Genomic DNA, 18,908 nt, shown 5'->3' on the forward strand with positions numbered 1-18,908 from the left:
TTGTGGAGCCGCTGTAACGAACCCGGTCGCGCGACCGTACAGGCCTTTGTCAGACCCGAATTTCAGATTGCCATCGACATGAAGGTCTCTCGCCAAGGAGCAAAGTAGATGAAACGCGATGCATATGGCCTCACAACCAGCACGGACAGCAACGACGCGCAACGAGCATTCGAGCATGCAGTCTTCGGTGTGGCGACCCATCGCCCGAACACAGGTCCCGCGCTGCAGATGACGATTGCGGCCGATCCTAATCATGTCGCCGGTCACGCATTGAAGGGCTTTGCAAACCTGATCCTGGCGCGCTCGGAAACTCTGACGCCTGCCGCCGAAGCGTTGAAAGACGCGCGTGCCGCATTGGCAGCGCAAAGTGGCGGAACGGGTGACGAGCGTCTTCTGGTCAAAGCTCTCCAGGCAGCCGTCGACGGCTCCTTTTCCAGGGCTGCGGATCTACTCGACTACGGTTTCGAAGACCGTCCGACCGTATTTTTGCCGTTCAAAATTTCTCAGGCCCTGCGCTTCATGCTGGGCGATGCGGCCGGCATGCTGAGCGCAAGCACAAGGGCAGTCGGTAGCCTGGATCTCGCAAGCAGCGGCGCCGGCTTTATTCTCGGCTGCCACGCCTTTTCACTCGAAGAACACGGCCGTTATAAGGAGGCGCTTGACGTTGGACGGCGCGCGACCGCGCTGCAGCCAGACGATTCCTGGGGGCTTCATGCCGTCTCTCATGTCTTCGAAATGCGTGGCGACACGCAAGAGGGGATCGACTGGCTTGAAGGGAGCCGAAAGGCTTGGTCGCGCTGCAACAACTTCTCGTTCCACATGGCGTGGCATCTGGCTCTTCTGCATCTGGAGCGCGGCGACCACGATCGTGTTCTGCAGATCTACGACGACGAGGTGCGACCGCAGCAGACGGACGATTTCCGCGACATGGCCAACGCCGTTTCGCTTCTCTGGCGCATGCAGCAATCCGGTATCCATGTTGGTGGCCGGTGGATGGATGCCGCCGAAATCGCCAATCAGCGAAGGGCCGATACCACTCTGATCTTCGCGGCGCTGCACAATCTCGCGGCGATGATCGCGATCGACGATCGCAGGGGCGTCGCAGAACTCGTCGCTCAAATCGACGCCAAAGCGCTTGGCATGGATGATCAGGCGCGTGTTGCCGCCGAAATTGGCGTGCCGATGGCGCGCGTATTGGCAGGGCTCGACGCCCCCGCCGACCAACGGATGATCGACCGCATGGTGGCGAACCTGCCGAAGATCGGCGGTAGCAATGCCCAGCGCGACTTTTTCGTGCTTGCCTTGGCCAAGGCGGTGGGGCGCAGCGGCGACAATGCCGCGGTGTCGCGCATTGGCCAGATCCGCCAACGCCTGAAGGCGGACGATCGTCTCTTTCAGTCCATCGAGCAGTCAGTCGGCATTCGCCTGTCTGCCTGAGCGCATCCCCAAACAAGGAGAAAAGTCATGACAATGATGGAAATGCAAAAGCCGGCAATCTTTCCGGAGATCCAACCGAGCCTGGCGCGCACGATCGTGCTGGCGGGCCTCGCAGCGGATATCACCTGGGAGATCTGGGCACGCGTCATCACTCCGCTTTGGGTCGGCGGGCCGCTGGAGCCTGCAGCTCTCGTGCAGTCCGTCTTCGGCTTTAACAATCTGCTGGCTGCCGAGGCCATCCACGCCATCGTCGGCATTATCTTCTATCCGATCGGCTATCTGTTCATCGCCCGGCCGCTGCAGCGACTGATCTTCCCGAGCCTGCCGCTGATCTTTACCGGCATCGGCTTTGGAACAGGCTTGTGGGTGTTTGCGCTTTACGTGATGGCCCATCTCTTTGCGGGATTGCCGCCATTTCTCGGCTTCATCACCCTGACCTGGGCCTCGCTCATCGGCCATATCCTGTTTGGCACCGTCGTTGCGTTCGTCGTCCGCCTGACGGAACGCTGAAGAGGCCCGCCCGGTCCTAACCATCCGCCGGGCGGGCTTCTCGCTTCAGAATAAACTTCGAGGGGGCTCGTGTAATGTCTCAACCCAAAAATGCGAATCGTGTCGCTGACATCGTTGCCAAGACCCTTCGTGCACATCAGGTGCGCCATGCCTTTGGTGTGCCTGGCGGTGAGATCGTCACACTGATCGATGCTTTGCAGGCGGCGGGAGTAACGTTCAACCTGACGCGCCACGAGACCTCTGCGGCGATCATGGCAGCGGGTGCCAGCACGATCAGCGGCAATCCGGAACTTCTGGTGACGACTGTCGGCCCAGGTCTTGCCAATGCCGTCAACGGAATTGCTGACGCCGTGCAGGAGCGGGTTCCGCTGATCGTGATTTCCGGGGTCGTCGATCGGGCAACACGGGCTCGCTATACGCATCAGGTGATCGACCACGCCCAGCTTCTGCGCCCACTCGTCAAGGCTTCTTTTGAAGTGGAGCAGGAAAGCGCCGCGTCCACTGTGGCGCGCGCCCTGGCGATCGCGACGACGGAACCCATGGGGCCGGTCCACCTGGACCTTTCGCCCGCCGTTGCCGCGAGCTTGAGCCCAAGCGCGTTCATTCCCAAGGCTCCAATACGGTTCATCACCCCTGCTTCCGTCACGGATCCTGGCGTTCGCCTCCTTGCTGAGCGAATTCGCGCAGCCGAACGGCCCCTACTCCTTGTCGGTCTTGAAACTGCACGCAATCAGGCCGGCCCTGCCCTGCAACATTTGGCCGAGACCATCGGAGCGCCTGTTATCACGACCTATAAGGCGAAAGGCATCATTCCCGAGGACCACCCCCTGTCCCTTGGTGGCGCCGGACTGTCGCCGCTTGCCGACCGGGTCCTTCTTCCGTTATTCGACAAGGCGGACCTAGTGCTTGCCTTCGGCTATGACCCGATCGAAATGCGGCTCGGCTGGTTGGATTTCGTGACCGACCAGACGAAGCTTGTCGATATCTCCGGAGCTCTTGCCGATCACGCCATGCATCACGCCGGGACGTACGTCTCTGCGGACACGAAAAGCACATTACAGGCGCTCAACGGCTCGCTCGTCGAGCGTAAGACATGGCCCAGCGACGAGCCGGTAGAGGCGAAAGCAGCGCTCGATCGCCTCTTTTCGACGAAAGACGCGTGGGGGCCGCACGCCATTGTCGATCGCCTGAATGAGGCAGCCGGGACAGATGGCCTGGTCACGGTCGACAGCGGCGCCCACCGCATTCTTCTCTCGCAGAAATGGCGCGCCGCCACACCGCTGTCTCTCCTCCAGTCGGCCGGCTTCTGCACGATGAATGCAGCATTGCCGCTGGCGATCGGCGCCAAGGTGGCCGATCCCTCGCGACGGGTGTTTGCTGTCATGGGTGATGGCGGGCTGGAAATGGGTATCGGCGAACTTGCGACCCTTCGCGATCTCGGCCTGCCGCTAACGATCGTCCTGTTTCAGGACCGCAGCCTTGCGCTGATCGCAATGAAGCAGGCGTCCGCCGGCCTCGCTCCGGCGGGCGTCGCTCTGGGTGAAACAGATTTTGCTGCCGTTGCCAAAGGGTTTGGTGGCTATGGTGTGAATGTGGAGACAATCGATGACTTCCGTACCGAGCTTCAGGGTGCCGACCACCGGCCGGGCTTCAGCCTCATTGCCTGCAGGTTCGATGCCAGCGCCTACGACGGCGCTTTCTGATCCCTACCAGGCGACGCCCCCGCCTGGTGCGAAGGTCAAGCGGGCTCGTGATCCGCGCCTCGACTTTTTTCGTGGCGTCGGCATGCTGATCATCTTGCTTGCCCATATACCGGACGACGGCTGGGCGCTCTGGATTCCGGCCCGCTTCGGGTTTTCGGATGCCACGGAGATGTTCGTCTTTCAATCGGGCATGGCCTCCGCCATTGCGTTCGGCTCGACCTACGATCGTAGCGGTGCCGTCGCGCTGATTGCCCGCGTGGCGCAGCGCATCTGGCAGATATTTTGGGCGCACATCGCCGTCTTCATCGTGGTCGCCGCCATCATGGTGGTCGCCGGAACGCGCTATGATGGTGTCACCTATGTCGACAGCCTGAACCTTGTGCCGTTCATGAAGGATCCGGGCCACCTGCTAGTCGGCTTGCTGACGTTAACCTACGTGCCGAACTACTTCGACATTCTGCCGATGTACATCGTCATCCTCGCCCTGCTGCCGGTGATGATCTTGGCGTCCAAAGTTCACCACGCCCTGCCGATATTTCTGATGACCGTCCTGTGGCTTGCCACGCAGTTTGGCCTGACGCATCTGCCGGCTGAGCCATGGTCGGACCGCCCCTGGTTCTTCGATCCGTTTGGATGGCAGTTTCTGTTCTTTACCGGCTTCTTCCTGATGCGCGGTCACCTGTCGGCGCCCGGCTATGACCGCCGTCTGATGATGCTTGCCGTTGTTGCCGTGGTCGCAACTGTGCCCTTCGCCTGGGTTCGCTTCCAGGAGGTTCACCCGTTCTTCCAGATGGCTGCGGAGTGGATCGCTCCGCTGACCGACAAAAGCAATTTCGGCATCTTGCGCTTCGTTCATTTCATGGCGCTCTGCTACATCGCCGTCCATCTCGTCGGCGAAAATGGCGCACGGCTACGCGGTCCGCTCGTCCGGATCCTGACGGTCGTGGGCCAACAATCGCTCGCCGTTTTCATTACCGGCATGGTGATCGCCCAGCCGATCGGCATCGCGCTCGATCATGCCGGCCGCACGACAGGCGCAGAGGTGGTCGGCAACCTCTTCGGGTTCGCGACCCTGATCGGTACCGCCTATCTCGTTCGCTGGTTCAAAACGTCACCCTGGAAATCGTGAGGCATCGATGTCCGATCATCAGAAAGCCGCCAGCCTTGAGGGTCTGCGCGTCCTCGATCTCTCGCGTATCTTAGCTGGACCGACGGCCACGCAACTCCTCGCCGATCTCGGTGCCGACGTTATCAAGGTTGAACGACCTGGCTCCGGCGACGATACCCGCAGCTGGGGTCCGCCCTTCGTCCCGAGCGCCGATGGCAGCGACAGCGATCTCAGCGCCTATTTCCTCTCGGCCAACCGCAACAAGCGATCGATCGCCATCGATCTTGCCGCTGACGATGGGGTCGCCCTCGTCAAACGGCTGGTGGCAATTTCCGATGTCGTCGTTGAAAACTACAAGCCGGGCGATCTCGCCCGCCGTGGCCTTGGCTATGACGACGTCATGAAGATCAAGCCGGATATCGTCTGGTGCGCGATCTCCGGCTTCGGCCAGACCGGCCCCTACGCCGACCGCACCGGCTACGATTTCCTGATCCAGGCGATGGGCGGGATCATGAGCATTACCGGTGACAGTGACGCGAACGGCGGTCGCCCGGTGAAGGTTGGCCTTGGGATCGCCGATGTCATGTGCGGCATGTATGCGACCGTCGGCATCTTGGCTGCCCTCCGTCACCGTGACCGGACCGGCGAGGGCCAGTATATCGATTTGGCGCTCTATGACTCGCAGGTTGCCTGGTTGATCAATGCCGCCACGAACCATCTCGTCTCGGGCAAGGTGCCTGGGCGAATCGGCAATCGGCATCCCAACATTGTCCCGTATCAGACCTTCAAAACGGCCGACGGAGATATCGCGATTGCAGTCGGGAACGATCAGCAATTCGCCCGTTTCTGCCAAGCCATCGGCACACCCGAACTTATCAACGACGGGCGCTTCGCCCGCAACCGCGACAGGGTCGTCAACATTGACGCGCTGGACCAGCTTGTGACCCAGGCCTTGCAGGCCGACACGGCGGAGAACTGGGAGCAGCGGCTCATCGCAGCCGAAATTCCCGCAGGTCGGGTAGCGACAATCGACCAGGTGCTTTCAGATCCGCACACGGTGGCGCGCGAGATGGTCGTGGACATGGAAACGGACGACGCGCAGCCGCTAAGGCTTCTGGGCAACCCTCTCAAAATGTCGGCGACGCCGGTGCGTTTCGATCGCGTTCCGCCGCATGTCGATCAGGATCGTGAAGACATAATGCAGATGCTGCGCGTCCTTGAAGACGAACGCGCAGCGCTGGAGCGGCGATAAAGCGATCAGTTTACGGAGTTCGATGTGTCTCAACAGCCCTTGCCGTATGTGATCGATATTTCGGACGCCATCCTTAACGACGTCAAACGAAGGCTGGACCTGACCCGGTGGCCCGACGATCCCGGTAACGACGACTGGGGATATGGCGTCAATCTCGGTTACCTGAAGTCGCTGGCCGATTATTGGCGCAATGGATACGACTGGCGAGCTGTCGAGCGTCGGATGAATGCTTTTGCCAACTTCAAGACGGCCGTTGATGGTGTCGATATCCATTTTATCCACGAGAAGGGCAAAGGCCCAAAGCCAGTACCTCTCGTCATCACCCATGGTTGGCCGTGGTCATTCTGGGATATGGAGAAGATCATTCGACCGCTCTCCGATCCGGCGGCTTTCGGCGGCGATCCGGCGGATGCCTTCGACGTCATCGTGCCATCTTTGCCCGGCTACGGTTTTTCCGGACCACCCCCACGTGCGGGCATCAGCTTCTCGGACACGGCCGATCTTTGGCACTGCCTGATGACCGAGCAACTGGGGTATGAAAGATATGCGGCGAGCGGCGGCGACTGGGGCGCACTCATCTCTTCGCAGCTTGGTCACAAATATGCTGCCCATCTCCATGGCGTTCACCTCATGCACCCCATGCTGCTAGACCAATTCAACAGCGATCGGCCGTGGGACGTGACCGCTCGTGCCTGGGACACCGGCAGGATCCGGCCGCCGGAAAATGTGATGAAGTTTGTGTCGCACTTCGCCGTTCAGGTCCTCGATCCGCAGACATTGGCATACGGATTGACGGATTCGCCGGTTGGGCTTCTGGCATGGCTATTGGAGCGGTGGCGCGCCTGGGGAGATGGCGGTGGAGATCCGGAAAAAGTCTATTCCCGCGAACACATGATCACGACGGCGATGCTCTACTGGGCGACCGGAACTGCTGCATCCTCGATGCGCGCCTACGCCGACGCTGCCCGCTTCCCCTGGCAGCCTTCGCACGATCAGGTTCCCGTCGTGCAAGCGCCAACGGGCATCACCTTTCTCGGGGGAGAAAATCCGCCGGGAGTGCCAACCGACAGGCGCATCGATGTGTTCAGATCGGGTCCGCGCGCTGGCTTCTTCAACACGGTCTATCTGAACGCTCACGAAACCGGCGGCCACTTCGGCTACTACGAAAATCCCGAGGCAGTGATCACCGATCTTCGTGCGATGTTCAGATCCCTTCGCAACTAGAGCCGAGAAATAGGACGGCGCCAAACGGGTCAAGCGGCCCGCGCCCGTTTGATCAGGTCGCGAAGCTCTTCTTTGCTTAGGACGCCGGAAGAGGTCGCTCTTCCGATGACGAAGGAGGGGGTTCCGCCGAAATTAAACGCCAGCGCCTGATTGTAATTGCGTGTTAGAAGATCGGAAATCTTCTTGTCGTTGCGCCGCACTGCTCCGGCGATCTTCGACAGATCGAGCCCCGCCGATGTCAGAAGTCTTTTGACGTCGCCCTCGCTGAGGGATGCCGGCGTTGCCATCAACGCTTCCATCGCCTGTTTGTAGGAGCCAAGCTCGTTAGCGCCGAGCACCGCTTGCGACGCGAAAACGGAAACGTCGCCGAACACAGGCCAGTCCTTCATAATCAGCCGGACATTGCCATCCTCAGTGACGACCGATTCCACGTCCGGGTGGCTTTTCTTGCAATAGGGGCATTGATAGTCGAAAAATTCCACGATGGTCACGTCACCCCTGGGGTTACCGAGAACTGGAGCATCCGGATCACGGAAGACTTCGTCCTCCGTCAACTGCTGGGAAAAACCAAGCCGGGGAGCCGATACGGCGGCAACGACGCCGCCGGCGGCGATCGAAAGGAATTGTCTGCGAATAAACATCTCGGTTTCCTGTTACAGAACATTCTCGGTAGGGCTTAAGCACCGTTGCCAATGACTGCAGCCGCTTTGAGGACTTCATCGGTGCCGAACTCCCCGACCAGCCGTTTCCCGGTCTGCCGGCGATCGGACGACAAGAAAATCATCGTTGGCGGTCCCACCACATCGAGCTCGCGCATGAGTTCTCGTTGCTCAGGGCTGATATTGGTGAGATCGACCTTGAACGTCTTCAGAGGCGCCAACGCATTGGCGACATCAGGGCTGGAGAAAACGTTTCGATCGATCGAGCGGCAACTCACGCACCAATCCGCGGTGAAATAGACAAGGCTCGCCTTACCAGCTGAACGCGCCGCATCGAGCTGAGCAGTAAGCTCCGGCATTGAGGACAGCAAGGCCATCTGGTCCTCCGGATCGACCCGGGCGGCTGTTCGCACGCTGGCAAACCCATTAAGCGGGCGCATGGGATCGATGGAGCCGCTTGCAAGGCCGACAACGAGTAGCACTGAATAGACGGCGGCGAGAAGCCCAAGCGACTGTAGACCCATGCGCACGGGCGTTGTGCGGCCCTTCGTGACGTTAAAGGCATCGAGGAAGACGGCGATCGCCATTGCCCAGACAGCCCACAGGCCAAGAGGCAGCCATTCTGGAAGCACCGGCTCCGCCATCCAGATCGCGAAGGCGAAGAACACAAAACCGAATACATGTTTGACCGATGTCATCCACGCCCCGGCGCGCGGTAAGGCCTGAGAGCCGACCGTCCCGAAAATCACCAGCGGAACGCCCTTACCGAGGCCGAGCGCAAACAGCAGAGCTGCGCCAAGAGCGATATTTCCCGTGCGAGCGACATAAAGCAGCGCGCCCGCAAGTGGGGCCGTCACGCAGGGGCCGATGATGAAGGCCGAGGAAAATCCAAGCACGGCAGCCGAGCCAACCGACCCGCCCCGCCGCCTGTCCGACCGGCTGAGGCGCGCCACCCACGCCGAAGGTAGCTGCAGCTCGAACAGACCGAACATCGACAACGCAAGGAGAGCAAATATGAGTGCAACTGCAGCGACCGTGATCGGTGATTGCAGGGCGATCTGCAAATTCTCTCCTGTCCAGGCAGCGGCCGCCCCGAAGATCGCGAACGCTGAGGCGAGCGCTATTGCATAGCTCGCAGACAGGACGAAGCCGCGCCGCGCATTCAGCTTTTCACCTTCGCGCGCAAGTGTGGCGGCCAGGATCGGATAAAGCGGAAAAACACACGGGGTAAAGGCCAGGAGAATGCCAAAGCCAACGAAGGCGGCCAGAAGAAGTGGAATGCCACCACGCGACAGGAAGCCGCCAACGATATCCTCCTCATTTGCCGCAGCCACAACCGACGTGGCGTGTGTGGATACCAGCGTATCCTTCGCGCTGTCGGCCGTTGTCGTCTTCGACCACCCCGATTGTCCGTCCGTCGGTGGTGAAAAGAGCGGCTGCTCGGACACCGCAAGCGTTGTTGGATCGATGATGCGCCGGGCTGGAGGATAGCAGAGGCCATGCTCCTGGCACCCCTGGTAGGTGACTGTCACCGACGATCTGACAGAACCAAGTTCGGCATCGGCGCGATCGAAATAAACCTCCGATTTTCCGAAATTCGGATCATTCTTTTCCACTCCGGGCGTTGTAACGAGCGGAACAGAAGCGCCGTCTGCGGTCTTGGCTGAGAGATATTGCCTGTAGAGATAATATCCTGGCGGCATCTGCCATCGCAGGTGGATCGATCCGGATGTCGTGCGGTCCACGGAAAACTGGAAAGCCTCGTTCATCGCAAGCGGTGTCTCAGCCGCGAGTACGGGGCTGACGGCGAAAATAGACAATAAGAGAGAGACCAGGAAGCGCATGCTTTGCTCACAGAATGTGGAAACAGTAGAAATGCCAGGCGGCTAGGCGACATGCCGCGCCGGCTGGCCAGCGTAATCGGCCATCGCGCGGAGCAAGCCATCCGCATCTTCAGGTTCGGCGTCCAACAGGTCGGCAAGGGCCACGATGACTTCCCGCCTGCTCCAACCCATGGCCGCTGCGCGATCGATCAGGTTGTTGAGATCGGCGACCACCGATCTTTGACAATCGCGAAGTCGGTTCGGGTGGTAATGGGCAATACGAGGTGCAGAAATCATGGTCGGACCTAACTGGCTTCGATGTTCCGCCCGCCCATTTGCGCGGGCGGGCGTTGTTTGGTGACGGGGCCGTCAGGGGGCGGGCTGGGCTTTCACAGCGTCCCAATTGGCATTTGCCTTTTTGATGTAGCCGCCGATATCCGAGCGCCAGGTCTTTGCGACATCGTTGTTGTAATTGAGGTAGAGCTTGTCGTTGACGACGGTGAATGCCTGCGGCTGGGTAGGCGCTTTGTGCCCCTCGGCGGTTCCGAAGGCGCAGTACCCGCCATATTGCGGAGCATAGTGTTCCGGGTCCTTCGCGAAGGTGTTGCGGTGTGCGGCTGACGCGAAGTAGAAAGTGGCACCCTTGTAAGAGGTCGAAAATTCTTCGCTTCCCTTTACCGGCTTATGGTCGGTGAAATAGGCAACAGCATCGTAACCGTTGATAGCAACACCGTTGGTTGCGTAGATCTCATCGGCGAAAGCGATCGTCGCAGAAGAAAAAGCGATGAACGGTGCGGCCGCAAGCGGTACGATACGCGGGATGGACAAGGTCATAGTCTTTCCTTTGCAGTTGAGATGAACGCACCCCATACGAAGGCGACAGGCGGGACGTTACATCGCGCAGCGTTCACGAAGTCGTGTGCTCCGCGCCGGCGTCCTATTGCGAACACATCGCAAGCGCGACCTGCGCCCGAAGCCTTTGGATTTCGCGATCCTTCTCGGCAGATTCGCGCAGCAACTGATCGAAACGTGCACCGTTTGCCCGAGAGATTTCCCAGAACGTCACGTTGAAAATGATCGGCATCATGGAAGCCGGGTCGCGATTGTGGGATTGCTCCTGGCGCGACTGCTCCTCGGCCGTCGCTTTTCCCCAAACCTTCAGGGTGCAGTCGCCGCCGGCATCGATACGAGCGACGGCTTCGACTGTTGCATCCGCCCTTCCCGCAGCATGGCGAAACGCACCCGCTCCGACATGAAGCCGCAGCGTTGAAGCATCGATCACGTGCGGCTGCATCGCGGCACCTGTTTCGACTTCGAAGACAATGCCCGGACGAACGCGAGAAAAATCGATCGGAAAATCGCGATGGGACTGAACGACGTGCGCAATACTCGATGTGATCACCTGTCCCCAGACAGCCGCGCCGTCCCCGAAGTGATGGACGATGGCGTGACCCATGCTCGGACATACGACGGAATGCAGCATGATCAAGTTCCTTTGTAACCTGTGGGAACGAACCTCTCGGTCGAGGTTCGCCAAGGCTGAACACCTTGCTATCAACTAGTTCGCAAGATGCAGTCAGGTTGTTACAAGGAGCTTCAGCTGATTTTGTTGAAAAGCATCATCGTGGAAAGCCGATGGCCGTCAGGCCCGCGTCGAGCATGTCGGCGCGAGCCTCGTGGCCGCCGTTGTGGATACACATGATGCTGTCGCCCCGGATGCAGCCGGGAACATCGTCGCATTTGATGCCGTCAAGCGTGATCGTCTTCGCATCCTTGGCATCGCATTTTGCGCGCGAACGAAGGATCGCAATGCTGTCGTAGGCGTTTCCCTGGTGAAAATGGCCACCGAGAGAGCGTCCCGCCAAAGGAAAAGTCTGATCGGCGGTTCCATGAAAATGAATCATGGGTGGAACGTCTGCAACGCAGTCCTCGGGTTTCGGAAGCGGATCCCAGAAGACTCCAGAGAAGGTAAGCATGGCGGCCGCCTTGTCCCCCTGCTGACAAGCTGTGTACCAGGCCATTGAAGCGCCGATGGAAAATCCTCCGATAATCACTCTGTCAGGCGTGAAACCGTAGCGCTCTCTCAAATCGCTCAAAACGGCGGCGACAAAAGCATTCTCGTCGCGCCCGGGACGGGCGCTATGCGGGAATGACCAACTGCCGTTGATCCCATCGATAGCGACGTACGCGAGGTGATGTGCTAGAGCGGTTTCAACGAGAGGGCGCTGTTGCATCTGTAGTTCTGCTGAACTCTTGTAGCCGTGAAAATAAACATAGGCACCTCGGAGGGCACCGTCTCTCGGCAGTTCGATTCGATAATTCCCATCCGGCACCTGACAGGCCGTCGCACCGCCGCAGGGGTTGGTGGCGAATAATTGATGCGGGATCGCCATCAGCAGCAAAAGACACAATAAAAAACGATTAGCCATCGTTATGCTCCTCCACCAGTACTGGTGAGAATGCCTAAGGCCTTAGACGACCGCGAACAATTTCTCACATAATCAAATTAACGAGAGCCCCCCGCCCTAGCCCTTAGGATCGTGGTTGGGAAATCGGTGAGCTGCCCAAAGCCGGGGCCACGCTCGACGCGTCTTCAATCGGACTCCAGTTTTTGGTTTCGGCACATTCAATGTTCCAAATACACCTGTCGTCCAGTTCGAGCAGACGTGCTTCTCGGAAGTAACGCTTTTTACCCGACAGCACGACGATGTCCGGTTTGACACCGGCAGGCGCATTTCAGCTTATATGAGATCGATTTGTAGATTGCTGTAACGACAGCGATAGTCGCCCTTCGTCAAGAATTTTCGGTCCCGCCTTTCGCAGATGCTCGCTTGAGCAGAAGAGCTGTTGCGAAACCTAAAGCAGATGGAACGTCAGGTCCGATCTTGAGTCGAATGAAAAAGCAGGATTATTGTCGGCATCTCACAAGAGGAACTCGCTTTGCAACTTCGTCATCAAATCCTCGCGCTTGCCGTACTTCCACTTGTCTTGGCCATCGCTCTGATCACGGCCTTCACGACCTGGCAATCCTCCACTTTGGCGCAAAGCAGCATCGACGCGTTTGAACGCAACATGTTGGACGCCAAGGAAACTGAACTCCTTAACCTCACAAACCTGGCGCTCTCGGCGATCAGGGAAGTCTACGACAGTGCAGGTCTCGAGGATGAGAAAGCCAAGCAGCAGGTCAAGCACATCCTCACCTCTCTGGACTATGGACAGGATGGCTACTTCTTCGTTTATGACTACGACGGCAACAGTATCGTCCACCCCCGTCAGTCGTTTCGCCCGGGCCGCAATTGGCTGGACCTGGTCGATCCTGATGGTGACAAGGTCATCGCCAATCTGATCGAGAAGGCAAAGGAAGGCGGCGGACTGCATCAGTACAAATGGGAGAAGCCATCTTCCGGAGCAATGGCGGATAAGCTGTCTTTCGCCGCTGGCCTGGACAAATGGCGTTGGATGGTCGGTACCGGCGTCTATCTGGATGACGTCTTCGCCCAGACGGAGACAGCCAAGGCTGGACTGGAAAACAGCATCCGGCGAACGTTCGTGATCGTCACCCTGATCGCGGTCCCATCGGTTCTCCTGGTCTTTGCGACCTGCATGTGGATTACCCTTCACGAGCGCCGTCTGGCGGATGGAAAGCAAAAGCTCCTGACGCAGCGGATAATCGACACACAGGAAGAAGAGCGATCCAGGCTTGCCCGGGAGCTGCACGATGGAATTTCGCAAAACCTGGTCGGCGTCCGCTATGCCTTTGATCTTGCCTCCCGCAAGGTCAGAGCAAGTGCTGCCGACGCGAGCGCTGCAATCGATCGTGGCATCGACGCGCTGAACGGGGCGATCAAGGAGGTCCGGGAGCTGTCGCACGAATTGCGCCCGCGTGTCCTCGACGATTTGGGACTGACGGCTGCGCTGACCTCGCTCGGCAGTCATTTCGAGGAACGGACCGGAATTCAGGTTTCCGTCGAATCGACGAGCGCTGAAACGCTGAAACCGGAGGCAAATACCGCGCTCTATCGCATCGCCCAGGAAGCACTCGCCAATGTCGAACGGCATGCCGGTGCCTCAGAGGTTACAATTCGAATCTGGGGCGCCAAGGGGCGCATGCGCATGGCGATCGCCGACAATGGGCACGGGTTTCAGAAGACTGTCAACGCTATCGAGGGAACCTATTCCGGTGGCTTGGGCCTCAGGAACATGCAGGAAAGAATGGCGCATTTTCGGGGAATATTGCTCGTTCAGACAAATGAGAACGGCACGACACTGACGGCCCTGTTGCCGAAGTCGGCGAATGAACTGAAGCCGGCGACCAAAGCAGCATGAACAAGGACCGATCGATCTCCGTTATTCTCATCGATAATCATCCCCTGGTGCTGGAAGGCCTGCGGGCGATCCTCGAAACCTATCAGCATATCCGGGTGATCGGCACGGCGCCGGCTGTGGCTCAAGGCCTGGAGATCGCCGCGGTCGAAGCACCTGACATCATCCTGTTGGATATCAACATGCCGCAGATTAGCGGTATCGATGCCATTGAACTCTTCAAAAGCGCAGCTCCCTCGACAAGGGTTTTGATGTTGTCGATGCATGACAGCCGCGAGTATATTTCGGCTTCCGTCCTCAAGGGCGCGTCCGGCTATATTCTTAAGGACGTTCCCAATGAGGAAATCGTCGCAGCGATTGAAACCGTTGCCGCAGGCGATACCTATTTTTCCACCGGTGTATCGGACGTCCTCCTGAAGAGACAACGGAAAGAAGAAAACGAGCCCTTGCCGATCACGCCGAGGGAACGTGAGATCCTTTCACTGCTGGCTGCCGGCCACAGCAATCGGCATATTGCCGCGCAGCTCGATCTGTCGGTCGCAACCGTCGAAACGCACCGCAAAACCATCAAGCGAAAGCTCGGCCTGTCAACGACAGCCGAATTAACACGCGTGGCGATCGAACATGGTCTGGTGCATGCGCTCTGAGCGATCTACCCACTTCTGGGTAGAGACCACTCGATTGCTGGTTTCCCATATTGCGCCCTTGAGCCGCACTCCGTAGGTCTCCCTTGGTCGCCTCAGGCGGCCTCGGGGAGGACTTTCATGGCCGGACTTCTGGCGCTTTCGCGCGCGATAGACGCGATCAATACGCTTTTCGGAAAAGCCGTTTCCTGGTTGCTGCTGCTTGCCGTGCTGATCAGCGCGGTCAACGCCACGACCCGCAAACTGTTCAACCTCAGCTCCAATGCCTGGTTGGAAGCGCAGTGGTATCTTTTTTCCGCGGCCTTTCTCGTCGCTGCGGCCTGGACGCTGATGAGCAATGAACACGTGAAGGTCGATCTGGTCTTTGGTCGCCTGTCACGCCGCGCCCAGCTCTGGATCGAGGTGCTCGGCACAATCTTCTTCCTATTCCCCTTCTGCCTGATCACGATCTATCTCTCCTGGCAGACAGTCGTCGAAAAGTTCTCGACCGGCGAGGTCTCGAACAATACCGGCGGCCTCATCCTGTGGCCGGTCTGGGCGATGATCCCACTCGGATTCGCCCTCCTTGCCTTCCAGGGTCTGTCCGAACTCATCAAGCGGATCGCGATCCTGCGCGGTGATCTTCCCGACGCGATCGCGATCGCTGACGCCGAAGCGCAGACCCTCTAAGGCGGAACCACATTATGTTTGCTTTCTTTGCGCAAAACCTCGCACCGATCATGTTCCTGTCACTGATCGTCGTACTGCTGCTCGGTTACCCGGTCGCTTTCGCGCTCGCCTTCGTCGGTTTCATCTTCGGCTTCATCGGTATCGAGATGGGACTTTTGCCCATCAATCTGTTCGGAGCGATCCCTGATCGCATCTTCGGTCAGATGTCGAACGAAACACTGCTTGCGATCCCATTCTTCACCTTCATGGGCCTGATCCTAGAGCGAAGCGGCATGGCCGAAGACCTGCTCGACACGATCGGCCAACTGTTCGGCCCGGTGCGCGGGGGCCTGGCCTTCGCCGTCATTTTTGTCGGCGCAATCCTTGCAGCCACCACCGGCGTCGTTGCCGCTTCGGTCATTTCCATGGGCCTGATCTCCTTGCCGATCATGCTGCGCTATGGTTATGACCGGCGCGTGGCCGCCGGCACGATCGCTGCCTCCGGCACCCTGGCGCAGATCATCCCGCCGAGCCTGGTCCTGATCATCCTTGCTGACCAGCTTGGCCGCTCTGTCGGCGACATGTACAAGGGCGCACTCGTGCCGGGCCTGCTGCTCGTTGCCGCCTACGCGATCTACATCATCACCATGTCGATCATTCGCCCACCGAGCGTGCCGGCATTGCCGGCACAGGCGCGAACACTGAGGGGCTGGAAGCTCTTCCAACGCGTCATCATCTCACTGGTGCCGCCACTGGTCCTGATTTTCCTCGTTCTCGGCACGATTTTCATCGGGCTTGCGACGCCGACCGAGGGTGGCGCCATGGGGGCCGTCGGCGCGCTGGCACTTGCCGCGATCAATCGTCGCCTTGATCTGGCGATGATCAAGTCTGCCCTCTACGCGACCGCAAAACTCTCGTCGTTCGTGATCTTCATCCTGCTCGGCGCACGTGTCTTCTCGCTCACCTTCTATGGCGTCAACGGACACGTCTGGGTCGAGCATCTGATGACCTCGATCCCGGGCGGCGAAGTAGGTTTCCTGATCGTCGCCAACCTGCTCGTCTTCTTTCTGGCCTTCTTCCTCGACTATTTCGAGCTCGCCTTCATCATCATCCCGCTGCTCGCCCCTGTCGCCGACAGCCTCGGTATCGACCTGATCTGGTTCGGCGTCATGCTGGCGATCAACATGCAGACCTCGTTCATGCATCCGCCCTTTGGCTTTTCGCTCTTCTATCTGCGCTCAGTCGCGCCCACACGCGCCTACAAGGACAGGATCACAGGCGCGACGATCCAGCCCGTCACGTCAGGCCAGATCTACATGGGTGCCCTGCCCTATCTCGGCATTCAGCTTGCCATGGTGATCATCGTCATCGCGTTTCCGCAGCTCGTAACGCATTACAAGTCCGGCCACGTAACGGTCGATCCGTCGACGATCGAACTCAATGTGCCGATGCCGGGCGAGGACGGGGCAAATCCGTTCGGAACACCGGCAGCGCCGTTTGGAGCAGAACCTTCCGAGAGCGAAACCGCTCCTCCGGCCTTCGATGCACCCGCACCCGATTTCGGCTCACCGACGCCAAGTTTTAGCGCCCCGGAGCAAAACGGAAGCAAACCTTGATTCTCAAGCCGTAACCATCACCAGAACACTGCCGCATGGCGGCAGCGTCGTTCAACCGAGGAGGATAATCATGACGAAGAACATGGGCCGCAGAGGCTTCTTGACGAAAGGAGCGCTGGCAGGTGCTGCGACCGTTGCGGGCGCCTCGCTTGCCGCTCCCGCAATCGCCCAGAGCACGCCGACACTGCGATGGCGCCTGACTTCCGGCTTCCCCAACAACCTCGATACGATCTATGGCGGTGCCGTTGTAATGGCCGACGCGCTGAACAAGATCACCGAGGGCAAATTCCAGATCCAGGTCTTCCAGGCGGGCGAACTCGTGCCGGGCGCCCAGGCGATCGATGCTGTCAAGGCCAATACGGTCGAGCTTGCCCATACGTGCGGCTATTATTTCACGGGCAAGGATCCGACCTTTGCGATCGGTTCCACCATCCCGTTTGGCCTGAACGGCCGCCAGCAGAACGCCTGGCTCTATCATGGCGGCGGCAACGAGGCCTATAACGAATTCCTGTCCGACTACGGCGTCGTCGGTATTCCCGGTGGCGCGACTGGCGCCCAGATGGGTGGCTGGTTCCGCAAGGAAATCAAATCGGTCGCCGACCTGAAAGGCGTCAAAATGCGCATTGCAGGCGTTGCCGGCGAGGTGATGTCGCGTCTCGGCGTTGTTCCCCAGCAGCTTCCGGGCGGGGACATCTATCCCGCACTCGAACGCGGCACGATCGATGCGGCCGAATGGATTGGCCCTTACGACGACGAGAAGCTCGGCTTCTATCAAATTGCGCAAAACTATTACTACCCGGCCTATTGGGAAGGTGGGCTGACCATCCATTTCTTTATCAACAAGGCTCAGTACGACGGCTTGCCCGATACTTACAAAGCGGCGCTCGATACTGCCTGCAAGGCCGCGAACATCAACATGCAGGCCCTTTACGACGTCAAAAACACGGCGGCCATTCGCTCACTCGTCGCAAAGGGTGTCAAGCTGCGGCCATTGCCGCGCGACGTGATGGATGCGGCCTACAAGGCGTCGTTCGAGCTATACGGCGAATATAGTGAGAAGCATCCGACCTGGGCGAAGATCTATCCCGGCTGGAAGAAGTTCCGCGACGAGAGCTTCGAATGGTTCCGCGTCGCCGAATACAGCTATGACAGCTACATGTATGCCGCCCAAGCGGCGGCCAAGAAGTAATGGACTGGAGGGTCGAAGACATCCCGACCCTCCATCCCTCAGAATAAACAGGGGGATTATGCGTCAGATTGAAGGAAGCAATATGGCCGCCCCAGTATGCTCAGCGTCAAACCCGCGTGGCGCTTGCGCCCACCCGACCTGATGATGGCAAAGCGGAGGAAAGCGGCCTTTGAGGCCGCCCTCGTCGCAGTCGGCCCATCGCGGGCGAGCTGTCTGGCTGTCGTCCAGCCTCGAGCGGAAACACCGAATCGAAACAACTCGAATTGTGACCGATCCAGCAATGGCCTCATGCCCGCGACACGCCACCTGAGATCCAAAGATTTCTGGCAGGCGCCAGCGTCACATCGATAGAAACAGGGACGAGCCCGCGGGCCAACTGTTGACCTGCGCATCACCCCGCCTAGATTTGAAGTATGGAAGGCAACAAAATCCGTCGAAACACGCTGGCCAACATTGTAACGATCCTTGTCATCGTCACGATCGTCGCGATCGGCGTTGCGCTTATCCTTCGGTCGGAAGATCCCCGGCCGATCACGCGATCGATCAGCGATCAAAATCTGTCATGGCGCGCAGACCATTCCATGACAGCTCTTTCATTTCGGGTGTGATGTTTGTGATGGTGCCAACTTTCGACAGCACTTGAATGTCATTCGGCGCCGCTATTCCCAGAGCGATCGCGGATTGCAGTTCGAAGGCCCGGAGGACGCGATGGCGGTCTGTCGTTTGGCATTTAATTGTAAGAATGCGCCCGTTCCGGCTGATGATGGCACCT

Annotated in this window: 18 protein-coding genes; 11 read left to right on the plus strand and 7 right to left on the minus strand. The window is 59.1% G+C overall.

The features are described from left to right. The first annotated feature begins 108 nt into the window (after nucleotides 1-108). The 6 genes from ACODTZ_RS34170 to ACODTZ_RS34195 all read left to right on the plus strand — a co-directional run bounded on the left by ACODTZ_RS34170 (nucleotide 109) and on the right by ACODTZ_RS34195 (nucleotide 7,234). Nucleotides 109-1,437: a tetratricopeptide repeat protein gene (locus ACODTZ_RS34170; protein WP_489031564.1), complete on the plus strand. Its 1,329-nt coding sequence runs from the start codon at nucleotides 109-111 to the stop codon at nucleotides 1,435-1,437. Between the two features lie 27 nt (nucleotides 1,438-1,464). Further along, nucleotides 1,465-1,947 carry a hypothetical protein gene (locus tag ACODTZ_RS34175; protein ID WP_489031566.1) on the plus strand — a complete coding sequence of 161 codons (483 nt, stop codon included), beginning with the start codon at nucleotides 1,465-1,467 and terminating at the stop codon, nucleotides 1,945-1,947. Nucleotides 1,948-2,021: 74 nt separating this feature from the next. Then, the gene (locus tag ACODTZ_RS34180) at nucleotides 2,022-3,650 is read left to right on the plus strand and encodes a thiamine pyrophosphate-binding protein (RefSeq protein WP_489031568.1); all 1,629 of its coding nucleotides are present in this window, start codon (nucleotides 2,022-2,024) and stop codon (nucleotides 3,648-3,650) included. Next, nucleotides 3,622-4,779, plus strand: coding sequence for an OpgC family protein (locus tag ACODTZ_RS34185; RefSeq protein ID WP_489031569.1), 1,158 nt, complete (start codon nucleotides 3,622-3,624; stop codon nucleotides 4,777-4,779). Before ACODTZ_RS34180 ends, ACODTZ_RS34185 begins: the two co-directional genes overlap by 29 nt. Before the next feature lie 7 nt (nucleotides 4,780-4,786). Continuing rightward, nucleotides 4,787-6,010, plus strand: coding sequence for a CaiB/BaiF CoA transferase family protein (locus tag ACODTZ_RS34190; protein WP_489031571.1), 1,224 nt, complete (start codon nucleotides 4,787-4,789; stop codon nucleotides 6,008-6,010). Between the two features lie 24 nt (nucleotides 6,011-6,034). Continuing rightward, nucleotides 6,035-7,234: an epoxide hydrolase family protein gene (locus ACODTZ_RS34195; protein ID WP_489031573.1), complete on the plus strand. Its 1,200-nt coding sequence runs from the start codon at nucleotides 6,035-6,037 to the stop codon at nucleotides 7,232-7,234. A 29-nt stretch (nucleotides 7,235-7,263) separates the two neighbouring features. Here the strand turns inward: ACODTZ_RS34195 and ACODTZ_RS34200 are convergent, their stop codons facing one another. From ACODTZ_RS34200 to ACODTZ_RS34225, 6 genes are all read right to left on the minus strand, one after another. After that, nucleotides 7,264-7,875 (minus strand): DsbA family protein, encoded by a 612-nt coding sequence (locus tag ACODTZ_RS34200; protein ID WP_489031575.1) that lies wholly within the window; start codon nucleotides 7,873-7,875, stop codon nucleotides 7,264-7,266. Nucleotides 7,876-7,910: 35 nt separating this feature from the next. Continuing rightward, nucleotides 7,911-9,737: a protein-disulfide reductase DsbD gene (dsbD, locus tag ACODTZ_RS34205; RefSeq protein ID WP_489031577.1), complete on the minus strand. Its 1,827-nt coding sequence runs from the start codon at nucleotides 9,735-9,737 to the stop codon at nucleotides 7,911-7,913. A gap of 42 nt (nucleotides 9,738-9,779) precedes the next feature. Then, the gene (locus ACODTZ_RS34210; protein ID WP_489031579.1) at nucleotides 9,780-10,013 is read right to left on the minus strand and encodes a hypothetical protein; all 234 of its coding nucleotides are present in this window, start codon (nucleotides 10,011-10,013) and stop codon (nucleotides 9,780-9,782) included. Between the two features lie 72 nt (nucleotides 10,014-10,085). Then, nucleotides 10,086-10,550, minus strand: a complete 465-nt coding sequence (locus ACODTZ_RS34215; protein WP_489031581.1) for a YHS domain-containing (seleno)protein — start codon at nucleotides 10,548-10,550, stop codon at nucleotides 10,086-10,088. Nucleotides 10,551-10,653: 103 nt separating this feature from the next. Beyond that, nucleotides 10,654-11,253: a hypothetical protein gene (locus ACODTZ_RS34220; RefSeq protein WP_489031583.1), complete on the minus strand. Its 600-nt coding sequence runs from the start codon at nucleotides 11,251-11,253 to the stop codon at nucleotides 10,654-10,656. An 82-nt stretch (nucleotides 11,254-11,335) separates the two neighbouring features. Then, nucleotides 11,336-12,145 carry a CE1 family esterase gene (locus ACODTZ_RS34225; protein ID WP_489031585.1) on the minus strand — a complete coding sequence of 270 codons (810 nt, stop codon included), beginning with the start codon at nucleotides 12,143-12,145 and terminating at the stop codon, nucleotides 11,336-11,338. 511 nt (nucleotides 12,146-12,656) lie between these two features. Here ACODTZ_RS34225 and mctS point away from each other — a divergent pair. The 5 genes from mctS to ACODTZ_RS34250 all read left to right on the plus strand — a co-directional run bounded on the left by mctS (nucleotide 12,657) and on the right by ACODTZ_RS34250 (nucleotide 18,136). After that, nucleotides 12,657-14,042, plus strand: a complete 1,386-nt coding sequence (mctS, locus tag ACODTZ_RS34230; RefSeq protein WP_489031587.1) for a two-component system sensor histidine kinase MctS — start codon at nucleotides 12,657-12,659, stop codon at nucleotides 14,040-14,042. Beyond that, nucleotides 14,039-14,686: a two-component system response regulator MctR gene (gene mctR, locus ACODTZ_RS34235; RefSeq protein ID WP_489031589.1), complete on the plus strand. Its 648-nt coding sequence runs from the start codon at nucleotides 14,039-14,041 to the stop codon at nucleotides 14,684-14,686. The genes mctS and mctR overlap by 4 nt, the downstream gene beginning before the upstream one ends. 117 nt (nucleotides 14,687-14,803) lie before the next feature. After that, nucleotides 14,804-15,352: a TRAP transporter small permease subunit gene (locus ACODTZ_RS34240; protein WP_489031591.1), complete on the plus strand. Its 549-nt coding sequence runs from the start codon at nucleotides 14,804-14,806 to the stop codon at nucleotides 15,350-15,352. Between the two features lie 14 nt (nucleotides 15,353-15,366). Further along, nucleotides 15,367-16,947: a TRAP transporter large permease gene (locus ACODTZ_RS34245; RefSeq protein ID WP_489031593.1), complete on the plus strand. Its 1,581-nt coding sequence runs from the start codon at nucleotides 15,367-15,369 to the stop codon at nucleotides 16,945-16,947. Nucleotides 16,948-17,017: 70 nt separating this feature from the next. Continuing rightward, nucleotides 17,018-18,136, plus strand: coding sequence for a TRAP transporter substrate-binding protein (locus ACODTZ_RS34250; RefSeq protein WP_489031595.1), 1,119 nt, complete (start codon nucleotides 17,018-17,020; stop codon nucleotides 18,134-18,136). A gap of 543 nt (nucleotides 18,137-18,679) precedes the next feature. On the opposite strand, the gene ACODTZ_RS34255 is transcribed toward ACODTZ_RS34250, so the two are convergent. Continuing rightward, nucleotides 18,680-18,908, minus strand: a 229-nt coding sequence (locus tag ACODTZ_RS34255) for a hypothetical protein (protein ID WP_489031597.1), incomplete at its 5' end; no start/stop codon positions are given.

It is taken from the genome of Rhizobium sp. FG113, assembly GCF_057809895.1.

What these genes read in the sequence shown, in the direction of transcription:
- ACODTZ_RS34250 (WP_489031595.1), top strand. Translation starts at nt 17,018, where the DNA reads ATGACGAAGAACATGGGCCGCAGAGGCTTCTTGACGAAAGGAGCGCTG.
- ACODTZ_RS34175 (WP_489031566.1), top strand. Translation starts at nt 1,465, where the DNA reads ATGACAATGATGGAAATGCAAAAGCCGGCAATCTTTCCGGAGATCCAA.
- ACODTZ_RS34215 (WP_489031581.1), bottom strand. Translation starts at nt 10,550, where the DNA reads ATGACCTTGTCCATCCCGCGTATCGTACCGCTTGCGGCCGCACCGTTC.
- dsbD (WP_489031577.1), bottom strand. Translation starts at nt 9,737, where the DNA reads ATGCGCTTCCTGGTCTCTCTCTTATTGTCTATTTTCGCCGTCAGCCCC.
- ACODTZ_RS34190 (WP_489031571.1), top strand. Translation starts at nt 4,787, where the DNA reads ATGTCCGATCATCAGAAAGCCGCCAGCCTTGAGGGTCTGCGCGTCCTC.
- ACODTZ_RS34185 (WP_489031569.1), top strand. Translation starts at nt 3,622, where the DNA reads ATGCCAGCGCCTACGACGGCGCTTTCTGATCCCTACCAGGCGACGCCC.
- ACODTZ_RS34180 (WP_489031568.1), top strand. Translation starts at nt 2,022, where the DNA reads ATGTCTCAACCCAAAAATGCGAATCGTGTCGCTGACATCGTTGCCAAG.
- ACODTZ_RS34225 (WP_489031585.1), bottom strand. Translation starts at nt 12,145, where the DNA reads ATGGCTAATCGTTTTTTATTGTGTCTTTTGCTGCTGATGGCGATCCCG.
- ACODTZ_RS34210 (WP_489031579.1), bottom strand. Translation starts at nt 10,013, where the DNA reads ATGATTTCTGCACCTCGTATTGCCCATTACCACCCGAACCGACTTCGC.
- ACODTZ_RS34170 (WP_489031564.1), top strand. Translation starts at nt 109, where the DNA reads ATGAAACGCGATGCATATGGCCTCACAACCAGCACGGACAGCAACGAC.
- ACODTZ_RS34245 (WP_489031593.1), top strand. Translation starts at nt 15,367, where the DNA reads ATGTTTGCTTTCTTTGCGCAAAACCTCGCACCGATCATGTTCCTGTCA.
- ACODTZ_RS34200 (WP_489031575.1), bottom strand. Translation starts at nt 7,875, where the DNA reads ATGTTTATTCGCAGACAATTCCTTTCGATCGCCGCCGGCGGCGTCGTT.
- ACODTZ_RS34240 (WP_489031591.1), top strand. Translation starts at nt 14,804, where the DNA reads ATGGCCGGACTTCTGGCGCTTTCGCGCGCGATAGACGCGATCAATACG.
- mctR (WP_489031589.1), top strand. Translation starts at nt 14,039, where the DNA reads ATGAACAAGGACCGATCGATCTCCGTTATTCTCATCGATAATCATCCC.